Annotated in this window: 26 protein-coding genes and 1 pseudogene; 23 read left to right on the top strand and 4 right to left on the bottom strand. The window is 41.2% G+C overall.

What is annotated here, in order from left to right:
• Positions 1-31: 31 nt before the first annotated feature.
• The 15 genes from MHB66_RS17185 to MHB66_RS17115 all read left to right on the top strand — a co-directional run bounded on the left by MHB66_RS17185 (position 32) and on the right by MHB66_RS17115 (position 11,858).
• On the top strand, positions 32-586 hold the full coding sequence (locus MHB66_RS17185) for a manganese efflux pump (RefSeq protein ID WP_024423735.1): 555 nt from the start codon (positions 32-34) through the stop codon (positions 584-586).
• Positions 587-649: 63 nt separating this feature from the next.
• On the top strand, positions 650-1,108 hold the full coding sequence (locus MHB66_RS17180) for a low molecular weight protein arginine phosphatase (protein WP_024423734.1): 459 nt from the start codon (positions 650-652) through the stop codon (positions 1,106-1,108).
• Positions 1,109-1,241: 133 nt separating this feature from the next.
• A complete protein-coding gene (gene rpiB / locus MHB66_RS17175) occupies positions 1,242-1,691 on the top strand; it encodes a ribose 5-phosphate isomerase B (protein ID WP_003214714.1) in 450 nt (149 codons plus the stop codon).
• A gap of 12 nt (positions 1,692-1,703) precedes the next feature.
• Positions 1,704-2,243 carry a TIGR01440 family protein gene (locus MHB66_RS17170; RefSeq protein ID WP_046312974.1) on the top strand — a complete coding sequence of 180 codons (540 nt, stop codon included), beginning with the start codon at positions 1,704-1,706 and terminating at the stop codon, positions 2,241-2,243.
• A gap of 177 nt (positions 2,244-2,420) precedes the next feature.
• A complete protein-coding gene (glyA, locus tag MHB66_RS17165) occupies positions 2,421-3,668 on the top strand; it encodes a serine hydroxymethyltransferase (protein WP_034281450.1) in 1,248 nt (415 codons plus the stop codon).
• A gap of 146 nt (positions 3,669-3,814) precedes the next feature.
• A complete protein-coding gene (upp, locus tag MHB66_RS17160) occupies positions 3,815-4,444 on the top strand; it encodes a uracil phosphoribosyltransferase (RefSeq protein ID WP_003214553.1) in 630 nt (209 codons plus the stop codon).
• A gap of 497 nt (positions 4,445-4,941) precedes the next feature.
• Entirely contained in the window at positions 4,942-5,325 is a 384-nt protein-coding gene (locus tag MHB66_RS17155) for an ATP synthase subunit I (RefSeq protein ID WP_024423731.1), read from the top strand.
• 7 nt (positions 5,326-5,332) lie between these two features.
• The gene (gene atpB / locus MHB66_RS17150; protein ID WP_024423730.1) at positions 5,333-6,067 is read left to right on the top strand and encodes a F0F1 ATP synthase subunit A; all 735 of its coding nucleotides are present in this window, start codon (positions 5,333-5,335) and stop codon (positions 6,065-6,067) included.
• A 48-nt stretch (positions 6,068-6,115) separates the two neighbouring features.
• Positions 6,116-6,328 (top strand): F0F1 ATP synthase subunit C, encoded by a 213-nt coding sequence (gene atpE, locus MHB66_RS17145; protein ID WP_003214968.1) that lies wholly within the window; start codon positions 6,116-6,118, stop codon positions 6,326-6,328.
• Between the two features lie 120 nt (positions 6,329-6,448).
• Complete coding sequence (gene atpF / locus MHB66_RS17140; RefSeq protein ID WP_034281220.1) at positions 6,449-6,970, top strand: F0F1 ATP synthase subunit B; 522 nt, start codon at positions 6,449-6,451, stop codon at positions 6,968-6,970.
• Positions 6,967-7,512, top strand: a complete 546-nt coding sequence (locus MHB66_RS17135; protein WP_024426340.1) for a F0F1 ATP synthase subunit delta — start codon at positions 6,967-6,969, stop codon at positions 7,510-7,512. Before atpF ends, MHB66_RS17135 begins: the two co-directional genes overlap by 4 nt.
• Positions 7,513-7,528: 16 nt before the next feature.
• The gene (atpA, locus tag MHB66_RS17130) at positions 7,529-9,037 is read left to right on the top strand and encodes a F0F1 ATP synthase subunit alpha (protein ID WP_034281219.1); all 1,509 of its coding nucleotides are present in this window, start codon (positions 7,529-7,531) and stop codon (positions 9,035-9,037) included.
• An 88-nt stretch (positions 9,038-9,125) separates the two neighbouring features.
• Complete coding sequence (locus MHB66_RS17125) at positions 9,126-9,992, top strand: F0F1 ATP synthase subunit gamma (RefSeq protein ID WP_024423727.1); 867 nt, start codon at positions 9,126-9,128, stop codon at positions 9,990-9,992.
• A gap of 24 nt (positions 9,993-10,016) precedes the next feature.
• Positions 10,017-11,438 carry a F0F1 ATP synthase subunit beta gene (atpD, locus tag MHB66_RS17120; protein ID WP_024423726.1) on the top strand — a complete coding sequence of 474 codons (1,422 nt, stop codon included), beginning with the start codon at positions 10,017-10,019 and terminating at the stop codon, positions 11,436-11,438.
• Positions 11,439-11,462: 24 nt separating this feature from the next.
• On the top strand, positions 11,463-11,858 hold the full coding sequence (locus MHB66_RS17115) for a F0F1 ATP synthase subunit epsilon (RefSeq protein WP_003214592.1): 396 nt from the start codon (positions 11,463-11,465) through the stop codon (positions 11,856-11,858).
• A gap of 42 nt (positions 11,859-11,900) precedes the next feature.
• On the opposite strand, the gene MHB66_RS17110 is transcribed toward MHB66_RS17115, so the two are convergent.
• Positions 11,901-12,377: a hypothetical protein gene (locus MHB66_RS17110; RefSeq protein ID WP_024426339.1), complete on the bottom strand. Its 477-nt coding sequence runs from the start codon at positions 12,375-12,377 to the stop codon at positions 11,901-11,903.
• Between the two features lie 170 nt (positions 12,378-12,547).
• Here MHB66_RS17110 and MHB66_RS17105 point away from each other — a divergent pair, with 170 nt between their 5' ends.
• From MHB66_RS17105 to MHB66_RS17080, 6 genes are all read left to right on the top strand, one after another.
• Entirely contained in the window at positions 12,548-12,778 is a 231-nt protein-coding gene (locus MHB66_RS17105) for a DUF1146 family protein (RefSeq protein ID WP_024423724.1), read from the top strand.
• A gap of 129 nt (positions 12,779-12,907) precedes the next feature.
• Complete coding sequence (locus MHB66_RS17100) at positions 12,908-13,642, top strand: YwmB family TATA-box binding protein (RefSeq protein WP_024423723.1); 735 nt, start codon at positions 12,908-12,910, stop codon at positions 13,640-13,642.
• Between the two features lie 32 nt (positions 13,643-13,674).
• Positions 13,675-14,982, top strand: coding sequence for a UDP-N-acetylglucosamine 1-carboxyvinyltransferase (murA, locus tag MHB66_RS17095; RefSeq protein WP_024423722.1), 1,308 nt, complete (start codon positions 13,675-13,677; stop codon positions 14,980-14,982).
• A gap of 258 nt (positions 14,983-15,240) precedes the next feature.
• On the top strand, positions 15,241-16,266 hold the full coding sequence (gene spoIID, locus MHB66_RS17090; protein ID WP_041115518.1) for a stage II sporulation protein D: 1,026 nt from the start codon (positions 15,241-15,243) through the stop codon (positions 16,264-16,266).
• Positions 16,267-16,588: 322 nt separating this feature from the next.
• Positions 16,589-17,287 (top strand): VWA domain-containing protein, encoded by a 699-nt coding sequence (locus tag MHB66_RS17085; protein ID WP_046312978.1) that lies wholly within the window; start codon positions 16,589-16,591, stop codon positions 17,285-17,287.
• Between the two features lie 83 nt (positions 17,288-17,370).
• The gene (locus MHB66_RS17080; protein ID WP_034281216.1) at positions 17,371-18,048 is read left to right on the top strand and encodes a VWA domain-containing protein; all 678 of its coding nucleotides are present in this window, start codon (positions 17,371-17,373) and stop codon (positions 18,046-18,048) included.
• 51 nt (positions 18,049-18,099) lie between these two features.
• Here the strand turns inward: MHB66_RS17080 and MHB66_RS17075 are convergent, their stop codons facing one another.
• Together MHB66_RS17075 and MHB66_RS17070 are read right to left on the bottom strand one after the other, a co-directional pair.
• Positions 18,100-20,448 (bottom strand): FdhF/YdeP family oxidoreductase, encoded by a 2,349-nt coding sequence (locus MHB66_RS17075; protein WP_046312980.1) that lies wholly within the window; start codon positions 20,446-20,448, stop codon positions 18,100-18,102.
• A gap of 82 nt (positions 20,449-20,530) precedes the next feature.
• The gene (locus MHB66_RS17070; protein ID WP_046312982.1) at positions 20,531-21,796 is read right to left on the bottom strand and encodes an OFA family MFS transporter; all 1,266 of its coding nucleotides are present in this window, start codon (positions 21,794-21,796) and stop codon (positions 20,531-20,533) included.
• A 134-nt stretch (positions 21,797-21,930) separates the two neighbouring features.
• Here MHB66_RS17070 and fdhD point away from each other — a divergent pair, with 134 nt between their 5' ends.
• Complete coding sequence (gene fdhD / locus MHB66_RS17065; protein WP_034281213.1) at positions 21,931-22,719, top strand: formate dehydrogenase accessory sulfurtransferase FdhD; 789 nt, start codon at positions 21,931-21,933, stop codon at positions 22,717-22,719.
• A 10-nt stretch (positions 22,720-22,729) separates the two neighbouring features.
• The gene (gene moaA / locus MHB66_RS17060; protein ID WP_046312984.1) at positions 22,730-23,737 is read left to right on the top strand and encodes a GTP 3',8-cyclase MoaA; all 1,008 of its coding nucleotides are present in this window, start codon (positions 22,730-22,732) and stop codon (positions 23,735-23,737) included.
• Positions 23,738-23,991: 254 nt separating this feature from the next.
• Here moaA and rpsN read toward each other — a convergent pair.
• Positions 23,992-24,260, bottom strand: a pseudogene (rpsN, locus tag MHB66_RS17055) (30S ribosomal protein S14).
• Positions 24,261-24,265: the final 5 nt, after the last annotated feature.

Below are 24,265 nucleotides of genomic sequence, written 5' to 3'. Positions count from 1 at the left end.
AAAGAAGAATGTGTGTCCAAGGGGGATTTACATGAACGAACTAGCTGGCGAATTGCTGACACTCAGCATCATGGCTTTTGCACTTGGGATGGATGCTTTTTCGGTTGGACTTGGTATGGGGATGATTCAGCTGAGGTTCCGCCAGATCATTTATATAGGACTTGTCATTGGGATATTTCATATGTTTATGCCGCTTTTTGGCATGCTGACAGGTCAGCTCTTATCCGGATGGCTCGGTCTACTTGCCACCTATATCGGCGGGGCGCTGCTTTTGGTGCTGGGACTGCAAATGATTGTTGCTTCTATCCGCAAAGAGGATAAGCCCTTTATCGCACCTGTTGGGGCTGGTCTCGTTCTTTTTGCTACAAGTGTAAGCCTAGACAGCTTCTCCGTTGGTTTAAGTCTTGGGATTTACGGTTCCCAGGTGTGGATGACTATATTATTGTTTGGTTTTTTTAGTATGCTCCTCACATGGCTCGGATTATTACTCGGTAAACAGGTTCGGTCATGGGTTGGTTCATATAGCGGCGCGCTTGGCGGAATCATTTTACTAGCCTTTGGTATCAAATTATTATTTCCGCTCTAGCCAATCTCCTTACATAACATGTAGAATGAAATGCTATATAATAGAAGAAAAGGAGGGCGAAAGATGAAAATCTTATTTGTTTGTACGGGTAATACATGCAGAAGTCCAATGGCTCAAGCCCTTTTTGCTTCCATTGCAGATGAAAAAGGTTTAGAGGTCACTGTAAAATCAGCGGGCATTTTTGCCTCCGATGAAGGGAAGGCTTCTCCTCAAGCGATCGAAGCATTATTTGAGAAAAGCATTCCACTAAATCACTCATCATCAAAATTGACAGAGGATCTTCTGCGCGAAGCTCATTACGTCTTCACGATGACGATGCAGCATAAACAGTTGATTGCAGAGCAATATGCGCATGCAAAAGGCAAGGTCTTCACTTTAAAGGAATTTGCGACAGGAACAGAAGGCGATGTATCCGATCCGTTTGGAGGAAGTCTTTCTGTTTATCAGGAAACTCGAGATGAACTAGAAGCCTTGCTGTATCAGCTCGCTGAGAAGCTGAAAAAAGATCATCATAATAGATAACTTGTAAAACCGTTGCCTCAACGGTTTTTCTGCTATTGTTTGCAAATCACTAGGCAGAGGTTAAAATATAACTGTAAATAAAGAATGAATGTAAGACATAACAGATCAACTCACCCTTAGGAGGAATTGCCCGATGAAAGTAGCCATTGCATCCGATCACGGCGGAACGAATATTCGTGAAGAAATCAAACAACTGATGGATGAATTGAAGATTGAATACATTGATATGGGTTGTGAATGCGGATCAGGTTCTGTAGACTACCCAGATTATGCTTTTCCTGTAGCCAATATGGTGGCAAACGGAGAAGTCGACCGCGGCATTTTAATTTGTGGGACAGGCATCGGCATGAGCATCTCAGCAAATAAAGTAAAAGGAATTCGCTGTGCATTGGCTCATGATACATTTAGTGCGAAAGCAACGAGAGAACATAATGATACGAACGTTCTTGCAATGGGAGAGCGAGTGATTGGACCAGGATTAGCACGTGAGATTGCGCACATTTGGCTGACGACAGAGTTTACAGCAGGACGCCATGCTGTGCGGATTGGCAAAATTGCTGATTACGAAGAAAAGCACCTATAAGGAGCGCTTAACATGAACATTGGTCAAGATTGGCTTGAAATGTTAAAAGAGTTTCATCAAACAGTTGAATTGCATGCCGGGCAAATCTTAGTCATTGGCTGCAGTACGTCAGAAGTGGCTGGTGAGCATATTGGTACTGCAGGAAGTGAGCAAATTGCTGCCTCTATCTATCAAGAATTGGATCAGTTAAGACGAGAGACCGGCATCGAGCTCGCCTTTCAATGCTGTGAACATCTAAATCGTGCCCTTGTTGTTGAAGAAGAAGCGGCTTTCCGTTTTAACCTGGAGATCGTAGCTGCAGTACCTGTCCGTAAGGCAGGTGGTTCGATGGCGGCTCATGCGTATCAGCAAATGGAACATCCTGTATTGGTCGAATGCATTGAGGCACATGCTGGAATTGATATCGGCGATACGTTAATTGGGATGCACTTAAAGAGAGTCGCTGTACCTGTCCGCCTCAGTCGTCATCGATTAGGACATGCACATGTGACTTTTGCGAAAACGCGTCCGAAGCTGATTGGCGGAGAACGAGCCGTTTATACAAGATCATAGCTTCGATATATTTCTAATATAATGTTGAATGATGAAGACGCTTTACCACTTGAATATTCGGGTTTTCATAAAAAAGAAGTCGATTTTCCAAAAAAAACTTTTACATTTTACTCAAAAACCGTGTACAATGAGATGGTGAAAACATCGAATGGAAATAGATTGGAGAGGATTTCGCTGATGAAACATTTACCTGAGCAAGACGCACAAGTATTCAAAGCAATTCAACTAGAGCGGAAACGCCAGCAGGACAAAATCGAATTAATTGCATCAGAAAACTTCGTAAGCGAAGCAGTCATGGAAGCACAGGGCTCTGTATTAACTAACAAATACGCTGAGGGCTATCCTGGTAAACGCTACTATGGCGGCTGTGAACATGTAGACGTTGTGGAAGATATCGCACGTGACCGCGCAAAAGAAATTTTTGGCGCTGAGTATGTGAACGTACAGCCTCACTCAGGTGCTCAAGCGAACATGGCCGTATACTTTACAATTCTTGAGCATGGCGATACAGTACTGGGCATGAACTTATCACATGGCGGGCATTTAACACACGGAAGCCCTGTAAACTTTAGTGGTGTACAGTACAACTTTGTAGAATATGGTGTAGATAAAGAAACTCAGCATATCGACTATCAAGATGTACTTGAAAAAGCACGTGAACATAAGCCGAAACTTATCGTTGCGGGTGCAAGTGCATACCCACGTCAAATTGATTTCAAAAAGTTCCGTGAGATTGCTGATGAAGTCGGTGCTTACTTTATGGTCGACATGGCTCACATTGCTGGTCTTGTTGCAGCAGGTCTTCATCCAAATCCAGTTCCTTACGCAGATTTTGTGACAACGACAACTCACAAAACATTACGCGGACCTCGCGGCGGAATGATTCTATGCCGTGAAGAGTTTGGTAAAAAGATCGACAAATCGATTTTCCCTGGTATTCAAGGTGGACCACTGATGCATGTCATCTCTGCAAAAGCTGTTTCTTTCGGTGAAGTATTGAACGGAGATTTCAAAACATATGCACAAAACGTCATTGATAATGCAAAACAACTAGCTGAAACTCTTTTATCTGAAGATATTCAGCTTGTATCTGGCGGAACAGATAACCATCTTGTTCTCATCGACTTGCGTTCTCTTGGCATCACAGGAAAAATTGCAGAAAACGTTCTTGATGAAATCGGTATTACAGTGAACAAAAATGCAATTCCTTATGATCCAGAGAAACCATTTGTCACAAGTGGTGTACGTGTAGGTACAGCAGCAGTAACAAGCCGCGGTTTTGATCAAGAAGCGATGAAAGAAGTCGGTTCCATTATTGCACTTGCGCTAAAACATCATGAAGATGAAGCGAAATTAGAAGAGGCGAAAAAGCGTGTATCTGATCTTACGGCCCGTTTCCCTCTATATAACGAATTAGATTATTAAAAAACAGACCCATTTGCCTATATTTGGCATGTGGGTTTTTTTGTAGGATTTGCGAATCATATTGAAAGATGATGTCTTTTTATGTAGAATTGTAGGAAGTGTGCAAAGTTCACCGGAAGATGACAGAAAAGGAGTTGTAGCAAGCAATGGCAAAGGTTTATGTATTTGATCACCCGCTTATTCAGCACAAACTTACATATATTCGTGACGTTCATACAGGAACTAAAGAATTTAGAGAGCTAGTGGATGAAGTTGCAACATTAATGGCATTTGAAATCACAAGAGATTTACCGCTTGAAGAGGTAGATGTAGAAACACCTGTACAAGTAGCGAAATCAAACGTGATCTCAGGGAAGAAACTCGGTGTTGTGCCAATTTTAAGAGCAGGTCTTGGAATGGTAGACGGGATTTTGAAACTCATTCCAGCTGCTAAAGTGGGACATGTTGGTTTATACCGTGATCCGAAAACATTAAAGCCTGTTGAATATTATGTGAAGCTTCCATCTGATGTGGAAGAACGTGAATTTATCGTAGTAGACCCAATGCTTGCAACTGGCGGCTCTGCAGTCGAAGCGTTAAACAGCTTGAAAAAACGCGGTGCGAAAAACATTCGCTTTATGTGTCTGATTGCTGCCCCTGAAGGTGTAGAGGAAATGCAAAAGCATCATCCAGATGTTGATATCTACATTGCAGCATTAGATGAGAAACTAAACGAAAAAGGTTACATCATCCCAGGTCTTGGTGATGCTGGTGACCGTATGTACGGAACGAAATAAGAAAGTCTTAATAAAAGCCCACATGCAAACGTGCATGTGGGCTTTTTGAAATATATGACAAACGGTTGATACCGTTCTTAGAAAAATCAATGTATACTGAACATTGGCTGTTTTTTTCAATGATTGTCACATCTCTCCTAAAGTTTGATGAAATTGTGAACATTTTGTGTGCTCTATCACTATAGAAAAGTTTTTTAACTTTCAACCGATTGACACATCATAGACGCTATTGTATGCTAAACGAGGGTATTATGGTAAGGTTTTCATAGCCTATAGCACTCTACTAATCCTCATTGTGAACCCTTTAATAATCAGGGTTTGTATCAACGAATGAAGCAGCATCCCATAGATCTAAAGATTTCAAGTCTGATTGTGCAATTAGACCGATGGGTGATTGATTTTTTTCGAATAGGACGGCTTATCATAAGCGTCTTCTACGCAGTTTTCATCACCATTTATCACCTTTTTTACAATACTTTTCATCGGGAGTCAGATGAATGAACGATCCAAACGCGATTTTCCGCAGACAGAGTAAATACATGTTCTATCTATTGGCAATTTTTGTGTTTGGCTATGCCATGCCTGGTTTTAAACCACTGTTTCTTGGTTTCATTATCGGCACAATTTTTGCTTTCTTTAATTTATTCCTACTTATACGGAGAATGCACGCTTTTGATCGAGCGGTTAAAAAAGGAAAATCCATTCGTTCAATGGGAAGTACAGCCAGGTGGGCCAACGCGATTCTCGCAGTAGCGATTGCTTGGCGTTACCCTAATGAAGTTCATCTGGCAGGTGTTGTTATAGGATTAATGACAATATATCCTGTCATTATGATAGATTCCTTCATTCAACTTAAACGTTCTACTATGGAAGAGAGGTGAATACTCTTTGGGTCACAGTTCAAAAACTACAGAATTTTTAGGGTTAACGTTCAACTTATCCAATGTTCTCATGATTACGATTGCTAGTATCATCGTTCTTCTCATAGCGGTGCTGACTACTCGTGTTCTGTCTATTCGTCCGACTAAGGCGCAGAACTTCATGGAATGGATCGTTGATTTTGTTCGAAATATCATAGGTAGTTCGATGGACATGAAAACAGGAGCCCCATTTCTAGCGCTTGGCGTTACATTACTCATGTACATATTTGTTTCAAACATGCTTGGACTGCCGTTCTCGATTACGGTCGATCACAACTTGTGGTGGAAATCACCAACTGCTGATCCTGCAATCACAATGACACTAGCAATTATGGTCATGGGACTTACACACTTCTACGGTGTCAAGGCAAAAGGAGTCAAGGAATATACGAAAGACTTCTTCAAGCCAATCCCATATTTAGTGCCGCTGAAAATCATTGAAGAATTTGCAAACACGCTAACACTTGGTTTGCGTCTTTACGGAAATATTTTCGCTGGAGAGATTCTTCTTGGGTTACTTGCAGGACTTGCGACCAATTTCTACACGCAAAATATTGCGCTTGGTATCGTTGGTACATTAGGTGCCATCGTGCCGATGATTGTATGGCAGGCATTCAGTTTGTTTGTCGGAACAATCCAGGCATTTATCTTCACCATGCTGACAATGGTGTACATTTCCCATAAAGTCAGCGACGAACACTAAAAAATTGAGAGTCCAAAAAGGACGTTATTTTAAAGGAGGAGCTTTTTAATGAATTTAATAGCAGCAGCAATTGCAATCGGTTTAGGAGCACTAGGAGCAGGTATTGGTAACGGTCTAATCGTATCTAAAACAGTTGAAGGAATCGCTCGTCAGCCAGAAGCTGGTAGAGAACTAAGAACACTTATGTTCATCGGGGTCGCTTTAGTTGAGGCACTTCCAATTATCGCTGTCGTTATCGCATTCTTGGCATTCTTTGGTTAATATGTGAGAAGCGTTCTAATATGAATTTTAATGGCGAAGATCAGATTAGTTCGAAACTTCGCCATTCCTTTATGTTTTGTTTCTTAACATATTATTTAAAGAAGGGAGTTGCCGTACTAAATGTCTCAGTTACCAGTGGTTTTAGGAGCAGGGGGCTTAAGCTTCAACGCCGGTGATATGTTATTCCAGCTTATCGCTATGCTCATCTTGCTTGCACTTTTAAAGAAATTTGCGCTTAAGCCTTTATTAGGGATTATGAAACAGCGTGAAGATTATATAGGAAATGAAATTTCAAGTGCTGAAGAAAAGCACGTTCAAGCTGAAAAGCTTCTTGAAGAACAACGTGTTTTATTGAAAGAAGCACGCGAAGAATCACATACACTCATCGAAAATGCGAAAAAGATTGGTGAGAAACAAAAAGAAGAGATCATTCAAGCAGCACGTCAAGAATCAGAGCGCTTGAAAGAGTCTGCTAGAACTGAAATCGTGAAAGAAAAAGAACAAGCTGTGGCTGCACTGCGTGAGCAGGTTGCATCACTATCTGTGCTGATTGCATCTAAAGTGATTGAAAAAGAACTTGATGAGCAGGCACAAGAGAAATTGATTCAAGAGTACCTTAAAGAGGCAGGCGAAAGCCGATGAGCGTAACTATTGTCTCTAAGCGTTACGCTTCTGCTCTTTTTGACATCGTTCTTGCTTCTTCGGCAGTAGACGAAACTGAAAAAGAGCTGAATGAGATCAAAAAAGTTCTAAAGGCTGATCAAGAACTTAATGACTTCCTTGTTCATCCAAAGATTACGGCAGACAAAAAGAAACAGTTGATTGCAGAAGCTTTCAAAGGTGTTTCTACTTATGTATTGCACACAATGTATTTACTGATTGACCGCGGACGCACGAATATTTTCTCTGAAATGACGTCTGAGTTTGTGAAACTTGCAAACCGCACGAAACAAATTGACGATGCGGTCGTGTATTCAGTGAAGCCGCTGAGCGGTGCTGAAATTCAATCTTTATCTGAAGTATTTGCCAAAAAAGCCGGAGTCACATCACTGCGTGTTGAAAATGTGATTGACAAGGATCTAATAGGCGGAGTGAAAATCCGTATCGGAAACCGCATTTATGACGGCAGTGTCAGCGGAAAGCTTTCCCGCATTGAACGTCAGCTTGCAGGCGAAAATCGTTAGAAGGGGTGAAACCTTAGTGAGTATCAAAGCTGAAGAGATTAGCGCGCTGATAAAGCAGCAAATCCAAAACTATCAATCAGAAATTGAAGTAAAAGATGTCGGTACAGTCATTCAAGTAGGGGACGGTATCGCGCGTGTACATGGCCTTGACAACATTATGGCAGGAGAGCTGGTTGAGTTCTCTAACGGTGTAATGGGTATGGCTCAAAACCTTGAGGAGTCTAACGTAGGTATCGTTATTTTAGGACCTTACAAAGATATCCGCGAAGGTGACGACGTAAAACGTACAGGTCGTATCATGGAGGTTCCAGTAGGTGAAGAGTTAATCGGACGTATTGTGAACCCGCTTGGTCAGCCTGTTGATGGACTAGGTCCAATCTTAACAAGCAAAACACGTCCAATCGAAAGTGAAGCACCTGGCGTTATGGATCGTAAATCTGTACATGAGCCGCTTCAAACAGGAATTAAAGCAATTGATGCCTTGATTCCAATCGGCCGCGGACAGCGTGAATTGATCATTGGTGACCGTCAAACAGGTAAAACATCTGTTGCAATCGATACAATTCTAAACCAAAAAGATCAAGACATGATCTGTATTTATGTAGCTATCGGACAAAAAGAATCTACGGTTCGTGGTGTTGTTGAAACACTTCGTAAGCATGGTGCGCTTGACTACACAATCGTTGTCACAGCTTCTGCATCACAGCCGGCTCCACTTCTTTACCTTGCTCCTTATGCAGGTGTAACGATGGGTGAGGAATTCATGTATAACGGCAAGCATGTACTTGTTGTCTATGATGACCTTTCTAAACAAGCGGCAGCTTACCGTGAGCTTTCATTATTGCTTCGTCGTCCTCCAGGTCGTGAGGCATTCCCTGGTGATGTTTTCTATCTTCACTCTCGTTTATTAGAACGTGCAGCGAAGCTTAGTGACGCAAAGGGTGGCGGTTCTATCACAGCATTGCCTTTCGTAGAAACGCAGGCTGGCGATATCTCTGCATATATCCCAACAAACGTTATTTCAATCACAGATGGACAGATTTTCTTACAATCTGACCTCTTCTTCTCAGGCGTACGTCCAGCGGTAAACGCAGGATTGTCTGTATCCCGTGTAGGTGGTTCTGCACAAATCAAAGCGATGAAAAAGGTAGCAGGTACACTTCGTCTGGATCTTGCTTCTTATCGTGAGCTTGAAGCATTCGCTCAGTTTGGATCTGATCTAGACCAAGCCACTCAAGCGAAATTAAACCGTGGTGCAAGAACAGTTGAAGTCTTAAAACAAGACTTGAACAAACCGCTTAAAGTTGAAAAACAAGTAGCGATTCTTTACGCACTAACAAGAGGATATTTAGACGATGTAGCCATTGCTGATGTTAAACGTTTTGAAGCTGAGTTATTCTTGTACATTGAAGAAAACCATAAAGGCTTGTTTGACACAATCTCTCAAACAGGAAATATGCCTGCTGATGAAGAGTGGAAGACAGCAATCGAAGGCTTTAAACGTACGTTTGCACCAAGCAACTAATTAGTAATCTTTCCGAGAGAAAAAGATTCTCTTTTTCTCTCTTTTCACGTAAATGAACACGGATTCCTGAAAAAAGGTGGTGAAATCTTTGGCCTCATTACGCGATATAAAGTCAAGGATCACGTCAACGAAAAAATCGAGTCAGATCACAAAAGCGATGCAAATGGTATCAGCTGCGAAACTGAATCGTGCTGAAAACAATGCGAAGTCTTTTGTTCCTTACATGGAGAAAATCCAGGAAGTGGTTGCTGCAATCGCAACTGGAACAAGTGCTAAGCACCCAATGCTTCTTTCAAGACCTGTCAAGAAAACAGGGTATCTCGTCATTACATCTGATCGAGGGCTTGCAGGACCTTTTAACAGCTCGATTTTGCGTGCCGCTTACCAAACCATTCAATCTCGTCATCAATCCGCTGATGAATATGCGGTGATTGTCATTGGTAAAATCGGACGCGACTTCTTCAAAAAGCGTGGTATTCCAGTTATTTCTGAAGTAACAGGGCTTGGAGACGAAGTAGCGTTTGCTGATATTAAAGAATTAGCAAGCAGTACAGTTCAAATGTTCTCTGATGAAGCGTTTGACGAACTTTATATGTTCTACAACCACTTTGTCAGTGCGATTTCACAAGAAGTAACAGAGAAGAAATTATTGCCGCTAACGGACCTTTCGGCCGCAGCGACACCAAATAAACGTTCCGCATCTTATGAGTTTGAGCCTTCTGAAGAAGAAATTCTTGAAGTTCTCCTTCCTCAATATGCAGAGAGTTTGATTTTCGGTGCGCTTCTTGACAGCAAAGCAAGTGAACATGCTGCAAGAATGACAGCAATGAAGAGTGCAACAGACAACGCAAAAGAATTGATCGACAGCCTGACACTCTCTTACAACCGTGCTCGTCAAGCAGCGATTACACAAGAGATTACAGAAATTGTCGGCGGAGCAGCTGCCTTAGAATAGAAATAATTGTCAGGAGGGAATGCAATGAAAACAGGACGCATCAGTCAGATCATGGGACCAGTCGTAGACGTTCGTTTTGAAGACGGTCACTTGCCTGAGATTTATAATGCGATCAAAGTTTCGCATAAAGCGGAAAGCGAAAGTGAAGTTGATATCGACTTAACTTTAGAAGTAGCACTACATTTAGGTGACGATACAGTGAGAACCATCGCAATGGCATCAACAGACGGTGTGAAGCGCGGTATGGAAGCTGTAGACCTTGGAAAACCAATTTCAGTACCAGTTGGTAACGTAACACTTGGACGTGTATTCAACGTACTGGGAGATAACATTGACTTAGATGAGCCACTTGGTGTGGAAGCTCAAAGAGATCCAATCCACAGACAAGCGCCTTCTTTTGATCAACTTTCTACAGAAGTTGAAATTCTTGAAACAGGTATCAAAGTTGTTGACCTGCTTGCTCCTTACATCAAAGGTGGAAAGATCGGTCTATTCGGTGGAGCTGGTGTAGGTAAAACCGTTCTGATTCAAGAATTGATCAACAACATCGCACAAGAACACGGCGGTATTTCTGTATTCGCTGGTGTTGGAGAGCGTACACGTGAAGGAAACGACCTTTACTACGAAATGAAAGATTCTGGCGTTATCGAAAAAACAGCCATGGTCTTCGGTCAAATGAACGAGCCGCCAGGTGCACGTATGCGTGTTGCCCTAACTGGTTTGACAATGGCAGAGCATTTCCGTGATGAACAAGGTCAAGACGTATTGTTCTTCATCGATAATATCTATCGCTTTACACAAGCAGGTTCTGAAGTATCAGCCCTTCTTGGACGTATGCCTTCAGCGGTAGGTTATCAGCCAACACTTGCAACAGAGATGGGTCAGCTGCAAGAGCGTATCACGTCTACAAACGTAGGATCGGTTACATCGATTCAAGCGATCTATGTACCTGCGGATGACTATACGGATCCAGCTCCAGCAACAACATTCGCTCACCTTGATGCAACGACAAACCTTGAGCGTAAGCTGACTGAAATGGGTATTTACCCAGCGGTTGATCCTCTTGCTTCAACATCTCGTGCACTTGCACCTGAGATCGTTGGTGAAGAGCATTATGCGATTGCGCGTGAAGTGCAGCAAACATTGCAGCGTTATAAAGAGCTTCAAGATATTATTGCCATTTTAGGTATGGATGAATTATCTGAGGACGATAAGCTTGTGGTACACAGAGCGCGTCGTATTCAATTCTTCCTATCTCAAAACTTCCACGTAGCAGAGCAGTTCACTGGCCAAAAGGGTTCTTATGTGCCATTGAAAGAAACTGTTAAAGGCTTCAAGGAAATCTTGTCTGGTAAATACGATCACCTTCCAGAAGATGCATTCCGCTTAGTTGGACGCATTGAAGAAGTGATTGAAAAAGCCAAAGAGATGGGTGTAGAGGCCTAATCTGGTCCTTAGGAGGGTAAAAGCATGAAGACCGTTCAAGTCAATATCGTTACTCCCGACGGCCCAGTGTATCAAGCGGATGTGGAAATGGTCAGTGTAAGAGCAGAAAGCGGTGAGCTTGGTATTTTAGCTGGCCACGTTCCAATGGTTGCTCCGCTAAAAATCGGTGCAGTTCGCTTAAAACATAGTGGATCAACTGAATTGGTTGCAGTAAGTGGCGGATTTGTTGAAGTCCGCCCTGAACAAGTAACGATTCTTGCTCAGGCCGCTGAAACATCAGATAAAGTTGATGTCGATCGTGCTAAATCAGCGAAGCAGCGTGCTGAAGAGCATTTGAACCACCCGAATGAAAGTGATGTACGCCGGGCGGAACTCGCATTAAAACGGGCGTTAAACCGTTTAAATGTAGCAGGGAAATAAAACAGAAAATCCTTCTTATCACTGTGATAAGAAGGATTTTTTTTAGGATGACATGAGAGATTGATACATCGACACATAAGGATGAGATGCTTGCTTTTCTAGATATAAGTGCTCGCAAAATTGCGTACTGCAATGCCATGTTTTATTATTTCTGCGTAAGCCAAGCGTATATTTGTGCGGAGAATCCATATAAGGCCGCACCACCCAGTCAGCATCTGAATGATGACGGATGACAACCTCTCCTATATACACACTCATCATCGCTTCTAATGCATCTATCGGCATTTTCCACTCAGCGAACAGCTGCTTGGTCAATGCATCAAAGTATAGTGATTCTAACTGATACAAGCTTTCCTCAGAGTAATCCAAAGAAATGTTATGAAAATGACACAATTGTGCTAATTCTTCTAGCTGTGTCTGTCTATAATCAAAGTAGAAAGCAATGGCCTCCCATTCATGATCAAATGAGGGAACCAATTCTCCGTACAAATCAACAAAGTCAGGAAAAGAATCTTTCAATGTGTTCAGCTCCTTCCACACGCAGTATATCATCTCCTTGGCATCAGGATAAGAGGGGATTCACACTAAATGTAGCTCTTTTTTCCAAATGATTCATCTTTCCGATTTTCGAGGATATAATGAAAGGGAGTTTTCCTTTACAGAAATAAATAAAAGGAGGATTCAACTGTATGGAAGACGTAGGACAACAAGCAATCGTGGGCATTGTGATCCACCTATTTTTTATCGCGGTTACATGGTGGGCACTGCTTGCTGTAAATATTGATCCACTCATTAAAAAAGGGAAAATCGTTCAAGCAAGGCTGCTGATGATGCTCATTACCATTGCTATCGCATCTGCAGTCAGCAATTTCTTCCTTGATTACTTAAATTTCTCGAGACAAATTCCTTATATGTTCTAACATAAAAGGTTTGGTCACGGCCTTCTGCGGGAACGTAAAAAGAAGGGTCAAAAGGCTCGCCTTTTGTTGACTTTTCCACGTATGCATTGACCTCCTTGCGGCAACACTTGTAGCAAGGGGGAATGACAAGTGAGAAAGTATTTGAAAGGTTGGCCATTATTTGCGTTTATTCTTTTTTTTGTTCTGATGATTCAAGGTGTTCGTGCGGAAGAATCTTCCCCGCTCGCTCAAATAGCAGAAGGTCTAAAAAACCAGCAAATTGAAGTCGATGGATGGACCCTTCATGCCAAGACAAATGTAGATATTTCATCCGAACAATTTTCAAAAAAAGTGAAACGTTTGAAAGACGAACTACGACAGTATGAGTGGACCGAAAAAAAAGAACAACATGTCACCAAAGTCACAGGAATTTACAAAGATGAAAAAAATGATACAGAATCGAAAATTTTACTCGTGAAGACCGACACAAAATCCAATCAAAAGTCGTATTTATTATATGAGCAAAAAGGTGCTCGCCCACTGAATACCTGGGAGCATACATATGATCAGTTCGTACGTCATGCAAAAAGCATATTACAAGAGAAAATTGTAATTTTTACTTGTCTCGATGGTCATGTAAATGGTATGATGGATGTTGTTTTGCAAAAAAAAGCTGAAATGTTAGCAAATGAATTTCAAGCAAAACCAGTTGAGTATCTCGTTGAGTCTAATTTTGTGTCGCTTTCCGCTTACACAGATAAGTGGGAACAGTTCATTATGACTTCAAATGATAAAATGAATGTTCAAATTGCCATCAGAAGTTCGGAAATGAACGAAAATCATACGATTACGGTTGGCACACCAATCGTAACGACTGAATATTAATATAGAGAATTTGGGACGCGGAGGGGAAGACCTTGGAAAAAATCATCGTCCGCGGCGGTCAAAAGTTAAACGGCACAGTTAAAGTAGAAGGCGCAAAAAATGCCGTTTTACCAGTTATCGCTGCATCTTTGTTAGCAAGTACAGAAAAAAGCGTAATTTGTGATGTACCTACGCTCTCCGATGTATATACAATCAATGAAGTGTTACGTCATTTAGGAGCAGAAGTACATTTTGAAAATAACGAAGTATCAGTTGATGCATCTCATGCACTAGAAACTGAGGCTCCGTTTGAGTATGTCCGTAAAATGCGAGCATCCGTGCTTGTCATGGGACCACTTTTAGCAAGAACAGGTCATGCAAGAGTTGCATTACCTGGAGGCTGTGCGATTGGTTCAAGACCAATTGATCAGCATTTAAAAGGCTTTGAAGCAATGGGAGCTAAAATTCAAGTAGGTAATGGTTTCATCGAGGCTGAAGTAAAAGGCCGTTTAAAAGGTGCAAAAATCTATTTGGATTTCCCAAGTGTAGGGGCAACTGAAAACATCATCATGGCAGCAGCATTAGCTGAAGGAACAACGATTTTAGAAAACGTAGCAAAAGAACCTGAAATTGTTGATTTAGCAAACTACATCAATGCCATGGGCGGTAAGGTTCGCGGTGCTGGTACTGGTACAATCAAAATCGAAGGTGTGGAAACACTTCACGGTGCAAAACACAACATCATCCCTGACAGAATTGAAGCAGGTACTTTCATGGTGGCAGCAGCCATTACAGAAGGAAATGTTCTTGTAAAAGGCGCAGTGCCAGAGCACATGACATCACTTGTGGCAAAAATGGAAGAAATGGGTATTCAGATCATTGAAGAAGAAGAAGGTTTAAGAGTCATTGGACCATCTGAGCTCAAGCCAATCGATCTAAAAACAATGCCGCATCCTGGGTTCCCAACGGATATGCAATCTCAGATGATGGCGCTATTGCTTCGTGCGAACGGAACAAGCATGATCACAGAAACGGTGTTTGAAAACCGCTTTATGCATGCTGAAGAATTCCGCCGCATGAATGGCGATATTAAAATTGAGGGTCGCTCTGTCATTATCAATGGGCCGGTTCAACTTCAAGGTGCTGAAGTGGCAGCGACTGATTTAAGAGCAGGAGCAGCACTTGTACTTGCTGGATTAGTGGCAGAAGGTCATACACGTGTCACTGAGTTGAAGCATATTGACCGTGGTTATGTGAACTTCCACCAAAAGCTTGCAGCAATCGGTGCAGATATTGAAAGAGTAAACGATGAATCAGCAGATGTGACACAAGAACAAGTTGTATCAGATCTGAACGCTTAATCATGAAAGAAATCAGTGTGTCCATTGGGGCATGCTGATTTTTTTTTAGAATCATAGAATGCCTCATTTCACGAAGCTTATCATTAGTGTATCCAACCATCTTAAATTTTATTCATACAGACGAACAGTAAAATCCATTCTAAGAACAGGCCCATAACTTCATAAAAGACTTGTCCACTAAATGAAAGAAGCTGTCATATTAGCTTGTCCCTGCCCATAGGATAAAAGAGATTCAATGACAAATGGGGGCAGCCAAATATGAAACCAATGATATGGACAATCGCAGGAATATGCATCATCATTTTAATGATTCCAACATTACTTGTGTTGCCGACGTTCCAAGGGAAGCCGGCGGCCAGCCAGCACGTAGCAGCAGAACCATCAGTTAAAAAAGAAGTGAAGGGTTCAGTCAAATTGAAGCAATCACCCGTCGCTATCCCCGTCTATCGCTCAGCTCATCAGCAGGTAGAAAACATCCCCTTAGAAGAGTATGTGATCGGTGTCGTAGCATCTGAAATGCCAGCTGATTTTGAAATGGAAGCACTCAAGGCACAGGCGCTCGCAGCAAGAACGTATATCGTCAGACAAATGATCAGTGATAAGACTGTCAAATCACCTAAGGGCTCTCTTGTAGATGATACCCAAATGTTCCAAGTTTACAAAAACAAACAGGAACTCAAGAAAATTTGGGGGAAAGCGTACAATTGGAAATTAAAAAAGGTCACGGAAGCTGTCGCCAGCACACAAGGAAAAGTGCTGACTTATGACGAGAAACCAATTGATGCTTCATTCTTTTCAACAAGTAACGGAAAAACGGAAAATGCCGAAGCCTATTGGAAAAACGAAATCCCTTATTTGAAAAGTGTCTCAAGTAAATGGGACGAAAAATCGCCAAAATTTCAAAATAAGAAAACCATCTCGGTCAGTGAATTTCAGCAAAAATTAGGTGTGACGCTCACTCAGCAGGCTCAGGTCGGACAGATTGTAGAACGGACACCAGGAAATCAGGTAGCGAAAGCCGTGATCAACGGAAAAACAATGTCAGGCCGAGACATTCGAGAATCACTAGGCCTTCATTCAGCGGACTTCACATGGGAACGCCAAGGCCAGCAGATTGTCATTACAACAAAAGGATATGGTCATGGTGTAGGCATGAGTCAATATGGTGCGCATTATATGGCGCAGGCAGGCAAAAAAGTAGATGCCATCGTGAAGCATTATTATAAAGGAATTCAAATCGAATCAGCCGATCGTTTTCTCAACACGTATATGGCTAAAAAATAAAGCAAAGGTGCCTCAGAAATGAGGCATTTTTTTGTGTGTTCAAAGAGATTTGAACAGAATGTGTCAAATCGCGACTTAAGACGCAGATCAGGAAATCTTAAACATTTATGTCCTGACAAGAACTGATGGCCGATACAAAGTCCCTCGAAAGACAGAGAAAACGAGAGAATAATGGGTGTGTTAGGTGAAAATATCTAGACATCTGACAGAATTTTAGTGATTTTGATGAAAGAGAAAAAGGGACCGAGTCCTATACCATTCCAAGACAGAATAATTTACGATTAAGATGTTTCAATCAAATACATAAGGAGGAAGGAAAATTATGTTGAAAAAAGTAATCTCACTCGTAACCTTAGCTGTATTGACATTATCTATGTCAATCTCTTCACCAGTATTTGCAGAAGCATCTACAGTCAAAAAACATAATAAAGATGTAAGAGTGACAATCTTACTTGATGCAAGCGGAAGCATGGCAAGAAAAGTAGAGGGAGAGCGCAAATTTGATCTCGCTAAACAAGAGGTATTTAAATTTGCTCAGTCACTTCCAAAAGACGCTAAAATTCGAATGAGCTTGTTTGGTTCTGAAGGAAACAACAAAAATTCAGGTAAAGCTCAATCATGTGAAGTCATTAGAGGCGTTTACGGCGTACAGCCTTATGAAAAGGACAGCTTCGAAAACTCTTTAAACGGACTTGGGCCAACTGGCTGGACACCGATTGCACGTGCACTTGAAAATGCAAAGCAAGCGGATGAGCAGCTTACTGCAGGAACAAAGCATATTGTGTACTTAATCACTGATGGTGAGGAAACTTGTGGCGGAGATCCAGTAAAAGTAGCAAAAGAATTGCATAACTCAAAAGGATCAACTGTTGTAAATGTGATCGGATTAGACTTTAACGATGGCTATGAAGGTCAATTGAAGCAAGTAGCCAAAGCTGGTAAAGGCCATTACTACCAAGCAAGCACTGGTAAAGAAATGGGTTCTATCTTTTCAGCAGAATCATTAAAACTACACGAATAACTTGCTGAACAAAAGGGAAACGATTGATTCATGCTTTCGTTTCTCTTTTTCTGTCCAAAAGTAAAAAAGGGAGGTTTTTATTGATGAAAAAAAACATCGTATTAACCATTTTGGCTAGTCTTGTCCTGCTTCTTTCTTCACCAGCTCATGCTGTAACAAAACAGGAGCCGCCTGCGCATGTGGTGATATTACTCGATTTAAGCGGGAGCATGGCACAATCAGTTGAAGGTGAAAAGAAAATTGAAATCGCCAAACGGTCTATTCAAAGCTTTGCAAGCATTTTATCAGAAGATACACAAGTTCTGCTTCGTGTGTTTGGTCATGAAGGAACCAATAAAAATGCAGGGAAAGCTGTTTCTTGTTCAAGTTCTGAAGCTGTTTACGGATTTGGATCATATGAGCCATCAACCTTTCAGCAAGCACTGAATGTGTATAAGCCAACTGGCTGGACACCACTTGCAAAAGCATTAACGGATACGAAACAAGATTTTGAAGATCACCAAGCTGAAGGGAAAAATATTGTCTATGTTGTCAGTGATGGTGAAGAAACTTGTGGTGGAAGCCCTTCACAAGCAGCAAAGGAATTACATGAAGACGGAATAGATACAATCGTCAATATCATTGGCTTCGATGTGAATGAAAAGGAAGCAAAAAGTCTTAAATCTGTTGCAAAAGCGGGTGGAGGACAATATCAACCGGCTGCAAATGCCGAAGAATTGAACCATATTCTTCAACAGGAAGCGAGCGCTTTTGGTCGGTAGAGAGTGAATGGCAGCTGGGGAAAACAACCCCAGCTGTTTTTAAGTTGATGATTAATTCAAAGTCGTTTCTAATTCATCAATTCGTTTCTCCACATAATGCTGATCCTTTCTTGCATGGAAGGTTTCGGCTTTTTCTAATATGGCAGCCGTATTATACTCGGGAATCTGTGAGTAGCTCTCATACACACCTTTAGGAATTAAAACGTTCCCTTCCGGCCAATAAACTGCGATATTGCCGCGTCTCAACTCTCCGAATTGAGCCACTCCTTGATAGGATCCATATTGATTAAAGAGAACAACTGGATCACCTTCTTGGACGTAAAGCTCTTTTGCATCTTCTTCATTCATTAGGATAGAATGACGTTTTCCACCATTAAAGGCATCCTTTTCACTGTAGATCATGGAGTTGAATTGCTTTCCTCTTCTTGTCGTGATATTGAAATGTCCTTCGGTTTTTCGATATTGAGGCAGCTGGGCAGGAAGAAGATGTCCCTTGCCGTCTGGTGTTGGACACACGCCATCTTCACAAAGCCATGCGCCTCCCCATTGAAAAACGTCTCCCTTGTGACGTAAATGCTGGATGCCATCATAATTTCGGTTGGCGACCGCAATCTCACGACGAATGTCTTCAGCTGTTTCAAAATGTATCAGCTCGGCATCTTCTGGCCGGACTCTTTTCGCAAGATCAACATAAATGTCCCATTCCGCTCTGGCTTCCTCAATACGAGGTCCTTCAATTTCTGGACTGAAATATACCATGCGTTCCGTACTGGTTGATGTGCCGCCGCCTGGTTGTTCATACCTTGTCATAGCAGGCAGCACAATCACCGCCTCTTCAGCGTCTACCAGCGTAGAGGTATTCAAAATAATATCTTGGTGAACACGGAGTTCAAGTTCAGATAATGCTTTTTCGATCGCTTCCGGATTTGGCATCGTTTCTAAAAAGTTTCCGCCACTCGTAAACAGCACTTTGAGTTTTTGTGGATGGTCTTTTGGGAGAGCCATCTTCTCAAAGGATTGCCCAATGGTGTCACCATGCCATTTAGGAATGTCAAACCCCCATATACGTTCGATTCTTTCAATATTCTCGTCATCAAAATCACTACCCGGCAAAACGAATGGATCAGCACCCATTTCACCAGAACCTTGGACGCCGCTATGCCCCCGAATTGGCATGACACCACAATGTTTTCTGCCGATAAATCCGCGCAGCATGGCAAGGTTGGCAACCTGTGATATATTATCAGTTGCAAAGCGGTGCTGAGTAAGGCCCATACTCCAAATAAAAACGCCTGAATTAGCATTGGCAAGCAGTGTCGCAAATTCCTTCATTCTTTCTTTTGATAAACCTGATGATGCTTCTAGGTCCTCCCACTTCAATTGTGCGACATGCTGCTTTAAATCCTGTATGCCTGTTGTATGTCTTTGAATAAATTCGTGATCAAGAGCCGAATGGGGAGCATGCTGCTCCATGTCAAACCAATGCTTGATGACGCCGTTCATAAACGCAATATCTCCGCCTATATTGACTTGGTAAAAATCATCTGCAATTTTTGTACCGAATAAAGCACTCTCTGGAATAGAAGGAACCCAATACTTTTCCATAGCAGGCTCTTTATACGGATTGATGACGATAATTTTTGTTCCCTTCTTTTTAGCAGCGTACATATATTTAGTGGAAACAGGCTGATTGTTTGCTGCGACAGATCCCCAAAAAATTAATACATCCGTTCCAATCCAATCACTGTAATTACAGCTGGAAGCACCGATGCCAAGGGACCGTTTAAGAGCGGTTTTACTTGGTGAATGGCAAATGCGAGAAGCATTATCAATATGATTCGTCCCTATAAATCGAGCAGCCTTTGCAGCCGTATAATAAACTTCATTTGTAATTCCTCTGGCGGTTAAATAGAAAGCAAGCTGCCGTTTATCAATTGATTGGATTTTAGCTGCGATTTGATCTAGTGCATCATCCCAAGAAATACGTGTAAAGGCATTGTCACCTTTTTTTCGAATCAATGGATAAGGAATCCGCCCAAGCTTGCGAAGAGAGGTGCTGTCCATTTGCTTTAGCTGATGAATATCTTCAAACCATTTTGGATCAATAGCTGGCATTGTGTTAAGACGAAGCACATTTAGTCTTGTGGTGCATATATGAGGTCCTGCGAGCGTTTGATCATACAGTCCTGAGACGCCAAGGGCACAGCCGTCACAAACACCCTGCGTTAAAATACGGTACGCGTAGGGAAGGTTATCTTTGTTCTCCCATGCCACTTTCATCGTATCTCGAATGTGTTTCGGTTTCACTTTGCCAAGCCCCATTGGTACAAAAGACGCCCATAGCTTTGGTGAGGGTTTTTTATTGAGTTTAACAGGCCCCTTATGTTTTGTTTTCCCCATGAGATCATCACCCTCCTAATACTTTGTAAAGCGTTTTCATATCTAAAAATTACCTTTAGATTGTGATTCTGTCAAATTCAAATTAAGATCGGGCTGAGACAGAGGAAGCAGCAGATAGGTTTTTTTCTCTTAGCTGCTGAATATCCTTTCGAATCAGAAGTGATATGATAAAAGCAATGAAAAATAAGCCAGAGAACACCATAAGGCTTTGTGTGTAATTACCTGTTATATCTCGGATGAAGGATGAAAATAGTGGTCCTGCTAATCCCGCAGCGGCCCAAGCAGTCAAAATATAACCATGTATGGCACCAAGCTGCTTTGTACCAAACAAATCCCCAATATAGGCTGGAATTGAAGCAAATCCTCCTCCATAGCACGTATAAATGATCGCCATGACGATTGAAAAGATGAACGGTTCTTTTAAATAGGGGAGTAAAGGAAAAGCAATGAGCTGGATACTGAAAAAAATCGTATACGTATTCGGTCTTCCTATATAATCTGAAAACGATGCCCAGCCAATGCGTCCTAAACCATTAAAAGCACCTAAAATGCCCACAAGAGTAGCTGCAGCACCTGCAGTGAACCCAACACTTTCTTGAGCAAGAGGTGACGCTACTGAAATAATAGCGATTCCGCATGTGATATTAATAAAAAGCATAAGCCACAAATAATAAAAACGTCTTGTTTTGATCGCTTCATTTGCTGTAAGCTGTGATAAATCTTGAGGGATTTTTCTTTTCTTTGTTTTGAATACATCAAATTGTTTGACGTCATCAGGTGTTGGTGGTGATAAATAAAGAGATGAGATCACCATGATAATAAAATAGGAGATTCCAAGAATATAAAAAGTATTTGCGATATTCACTTTTTCAATGAGATATTGAATAATTGGGCTGCAAATAAGAGAAGCAAACCCAAACCCCATAATGGCTAAGCCGGTTGCAAGACCTCTTCGATCCGGAAACCATTTGACTAGAGTTGATACAGGTGCAATATAGCCTACCCCTAACCCTATTCCAGCGAGTACACCATAAAATAAATAGAGGAGAGGCAGTGATGACATGTGGACAGCGAATCCTGACCCAGTCATTCCGATGCCGAAGAAAATAGCTGAGAAGAGCCCCGATGCCCTTGGACCATACCTTTCAACAAAATGTCCCATAAAAGCAGCAGATAAACCTAAAAATAAAATAGCAATACTGAAGGTGAGACTTATTTCTGTTAATGACCACTGAAAGGCTTCATGTAAAGGATTCGTAAAAACACTCCAAGCATAAACAGACCCAATAGATAAATGAATTCCTACAGCACTTGCTGCGATGAGCCAGCGATTTTTCGATTTGTTCATTTTGTTCCCCCCATATAAAGCAGTCAAGAAGTTTGATAAGATAGAAATATGTTACATTTTTATGACTTTTTAAAATAATATCACAATTTGATTGGATCATATAACTAAATTTGCATTGAAAGGAAGATCATACAATGAATCCTTCTGTTAAAAAGAAACGAGTCATACACCAATACAATGAAGGCCAGTTTACCTGCAAAACTGATGAAATTGTAGAAGAATATCCTTTAACTGTGATGGTAAATGGAGAAGAATTTGTGACCCTTGTTTGTTCACCAGAGCACTTGAAAGAATTGGTTATCGGCTTTTTGGCTTCAGAAGGGGTCATTCGATTTGAAAAAGAGATTAAAAGGTTTACAATAGATGAAAGTATGGGTTTTGCCTATGTTGATTTAGTTCACTCAAGTGGATTTGATTCATCAGATTTTACAAAACGAGTGATTGGTTCATGCTGCGGGAAAGGAAGACACTTTTATTTCCTTCAAGATGTGAAGACGGCAAAAACAGCCATTGATCGAATCAGTATTTCTGCTGAAACCTGTATGCATCTCATGAAGTGTTTGCAAGAAGAAAGCCAATTATTTCAACATACTGGCGGAGTGCATAATGCTGGACTGTGTGACACAGAGAAGCTATTCATCACTAGAACTGATATAGGAAGACATAATGCTTTAGATAAAATTTATGGATACTGTTTACTTCAGCGAATTCCACTTAGAGATAAAATCCTTGTTTTTAGCGGCCGGATATCGTCAGAAGTTCTATTGAAGGCAGCAAAACTAGGAGTGTCTATCGTCATTTCAAAATCAGCACCTACTGAGCTGGCGCTTAAAATGGCAGAAGAATTAAATATTACGACAGTTGGATTCGTCAGAGGAAAATCCTTTAACATTTACACGCATCCTCATCGTATTACAGAATAGGAGGCAAAGTATGGTCAGTATTTTAGATAAAAGACATCGACCATTGCGCGATTTAAGAATATCAGTAACTGATCGCTGTAACTTTAGATGTACGTACTGTATGCCTGCTGAAATTTTTGGGCCGGATTATCCTTTCTTGAAAAAAGAAGAACTGCTTAGTTTCGAAGAAATTGAACGACTTGCTACCCTTTTTGTAAAGAACCTAGGTGTGGTAAAAATACGCATCACGGGCGGAGAACCGTTAATGCGGAAGGATCTGCCTGTCTTAATAGAAAAGCTCACAAACATTCCAGGGATTGAAGACATTGCGATGACAACCAACGGAACACTTTTACCTTTATATGCTGATCAGTTGAAGAGAGCTGGTCTCAATAGAGTCACCATTAGTTTAGATTCATTAAATCCCGACCGTTTTAAGCAAATGAACGGAAGGCATATTTCTATCCAAAAAGTGTTTGATGGTATTGAGGCTGCAAAAAAGGCTGGACTTGCTATCAAGATTAATATGGTTGTTCAAAAAGGTGTGAATGATCAGGATGTCTTACCAATGGCAGCTTACTTCAAAAAAGAAGGACACGTTCTCAGATTTATTGAATTTATGGATGTCGGTAATACGAATAAATGGAATCTAGAACATGTCATGACAAAGAAAGAAATAATTGAATTAATTGATTCAACATATCCTATCAAACCAGAACCTCCTCAATATACAGGTGAAGTAGCCAAACGATTTTTTTACAAAGATGGTTCAGGAGAGATAGGTATTATTTCTTCCGTTTCAGATGCTTTTTGTGGCACATGTAACAGAGCAAGGCTGTCTGCACGGGGGGAATTGTTTACATGTCTGTTTGCTTCATCGGGTTTTGATCTGAAACAGATGATTCGTACGACAAAAAATAATGAAGAATTAACAAACAGGTTAAAGGAATTATGGTCGAACAGACATGACCAATATTCGGCCGAGAGAGAGCAGAAAAAAGATCAGAAAAAGGTTGAGATGTCATACATCGGTGGGTAATGACAATAAAGTATCATGATCTTGTATTTTTGAAAAGAAGAGAAAATGTCATAATCGTTGTTGAAAATCCTTTCTTGAAAACAGGTCTTTTTATCTTATGAACTCAGTCACTATAAAAAACCAGCAGAATCTCTGCTGGTTTTTAAATTGCTATTTTGCACCTCAAAAAGATTGAGATAAGATTGGAAAATAGATTTTCCCTCATTGTGTGCGGCTTTACTTTTACGAGTGCTGTGATAAGATCAAATCATTCTTTACCAGCTCGACTTTTTCACTCCAGGGATATGACCCTTATAGGCAAGCTCACGAAAAGCAATCCTAGACATTTTGAATTTTCGTAAATAACCTCTGGGACGGCCGTTAATTCACAGCGGTTTTTTAAGCGGGTAGGGGAAGAGTCTCTAGGTAATTTTCGTAAAGCTTCATAGTCACCTTTTTCTATTAACTCTTTTCTTAATTCTGCATATTTCAATACAAGCTGCTGTCGTTTTTTTTCTTTAGCAATCTTAGATTTCTTTGTCAATTAAA

Origin of the sequence: Bacillus sp. FSL L8-0167 (assembly GCF_038630295.1) — a bacterium.
GTDB lineage: Bacteria > Bacillota > Bacilli > Bacillales > Bacillaceae > Bacillus > Bacillus safensis.
The sequence above is the reverse complement of the archived record's forward strand: the minus strand, read 5'-3'. Positions and strand labels throughout refer to the sequence as shown.

What these genes read in the sequence shown, in the direction of transcription:
- MHB66_RS17185 (WP_024423735.1), top strand. Translation starts at nt 32, where the DNA reads ATGAACGAACTAGCTGGCGAATTGCTGACACTCAGCATCATGGCTTTT.
- MHB66_RS17180 (WP_024423734.1), top strand. Translation starts at nt 650, where the DNA reads ATGAAAATCTTATTTGTTTGTACGGGTAATACATGCAGAAGTCCAATG.
- rpiB (WP_003214714.1), top strand. Translation starts at nt 1,242, where the DNA reads ATGAAAGTAGCCATTGCATCCGATCACGGCGGAACGAATATTCGTGAA.
- MHB66_RS17170 (WP_046312974.1), top strand. Translation starts at nt 1,704, where the DNA reads ATGAACATTGGTCAAGATTGGCTTGAAATGTTAAAAGAGTTTCATCAA.
- glyA (WP_034281450.1), top strand. Translation starts at nt 2,421, where the DNA reads ATGAAACATTTACCTGAGCAAGACGCACAAGTATTCAAAGCAATTCAA.
- upp (WP_003214553.1), top strand. Translation starts at nt 3,815, where the DNA reads ATGGCAAAGGTTTATGTATTTGATCACCCGCTTATTCAGCACAAACTT.
- MHB66_RS17155 (WP_024423731.1), top strand. Translation starts at nt 4,942, where the DNA reads ATGAACGATCCAAACGCGATTTTCCGCAGACAGAGTAAATACATGTTC.
- atpE (WP_003214968.1), top strand. Translation starts at nt 6,116, where the DNA reads ATGAATTTAATAGCAGCAGCAATTGCAATCGGTTTAGGAGCACTAGGA.
- atpF (WP_034281220.1), top strand. Translation starts at nt 6,449, where the DNA reads ATGTCTCAGTTACCAGTGGTTTTAGGAGCAGGGGGCTTAAGCTTCAAC.
- MHB66_RS17135 (WP_024426340.1), top strand. Translation starts at nt 6,967, where the DNA reads ATGAGCGTAACTATTGTCTCTAAGCGTTACGCTTCTGCTCTTTTTGAC.
- atpD (WP_024423726.1), top strand. Translation starts at nt 10,017, where the DNA reads ATGAAAACAGGACGCATCAGTCAGATCATGGGACCAGTCGTAGACGTT.
- MHB66_RS17115 (WP_003214592.1), top strand. Translation starts at nt 11,463, where the DNA reads ATGAAGACCGTTCAAGTCAATATCGTTACTCCCGACGGCCCAGTGTAT.
- MHB66_RS17105 (WP_024423724.1), top strand. Translation starts at nt 12,548, where the DNA reads ATGGAAGACGTAGGACAACAAGCAATCGTGGGCATTGTGATCCACCTA.
- spoIID (WP_041115518.1), top strand. Translation starts at nt 15,241, where the DNA reads ATGAAACCAATGATATGGACAATCGCAGGAATATGCATCATCATTTTA.
- MHB66_RS17085 (WP_046312978.1), top strand. Translation starts at nt 16,589, where the DNA reads ATGTTGAAAAAAGTAATCTCACTCGTAACCTTAGCTGTATTGACATTA.
- MHB66_RS17080 (WP_034281216.1), top strand. Translation starts at nt 17,371, where the DNA reads ATGAAAAAAAACATCGTATTAACCATTTTGGCTAGTCTTGTCCTGCTT.
- MHB66_RS17075 (WP_046312980.1), bottom strand. Translation starts at nt 20,448, where the DNA reads ATGGGGAAAACAAAACATAAGGGGCCTGTTAAACTCAATAAAAAACCC.
- MHB66_RS17070 (WP_046312982.1), bottom strand. Translation starts at nt 21,796, where the DNA reads ATGAACAAATCGAAAAATCGCTGGCTCATCGCAGCAAGTGCTGTAGGA.
- fdhD (WP_034281213.1), top strand. Translation starts at nt 21,931, where the DNA reads ATGAATCCTTCTGTTAAAAAGAAACGAGTCATACACCAATACAATGAA.
- moaA (WP_046312984.1), top strand. Translation starts at nt 22,730, where the DNA reads ATGGTCAGTATTTTAGATAAAAGACATCGACCATTGCGCGATTTAAGA.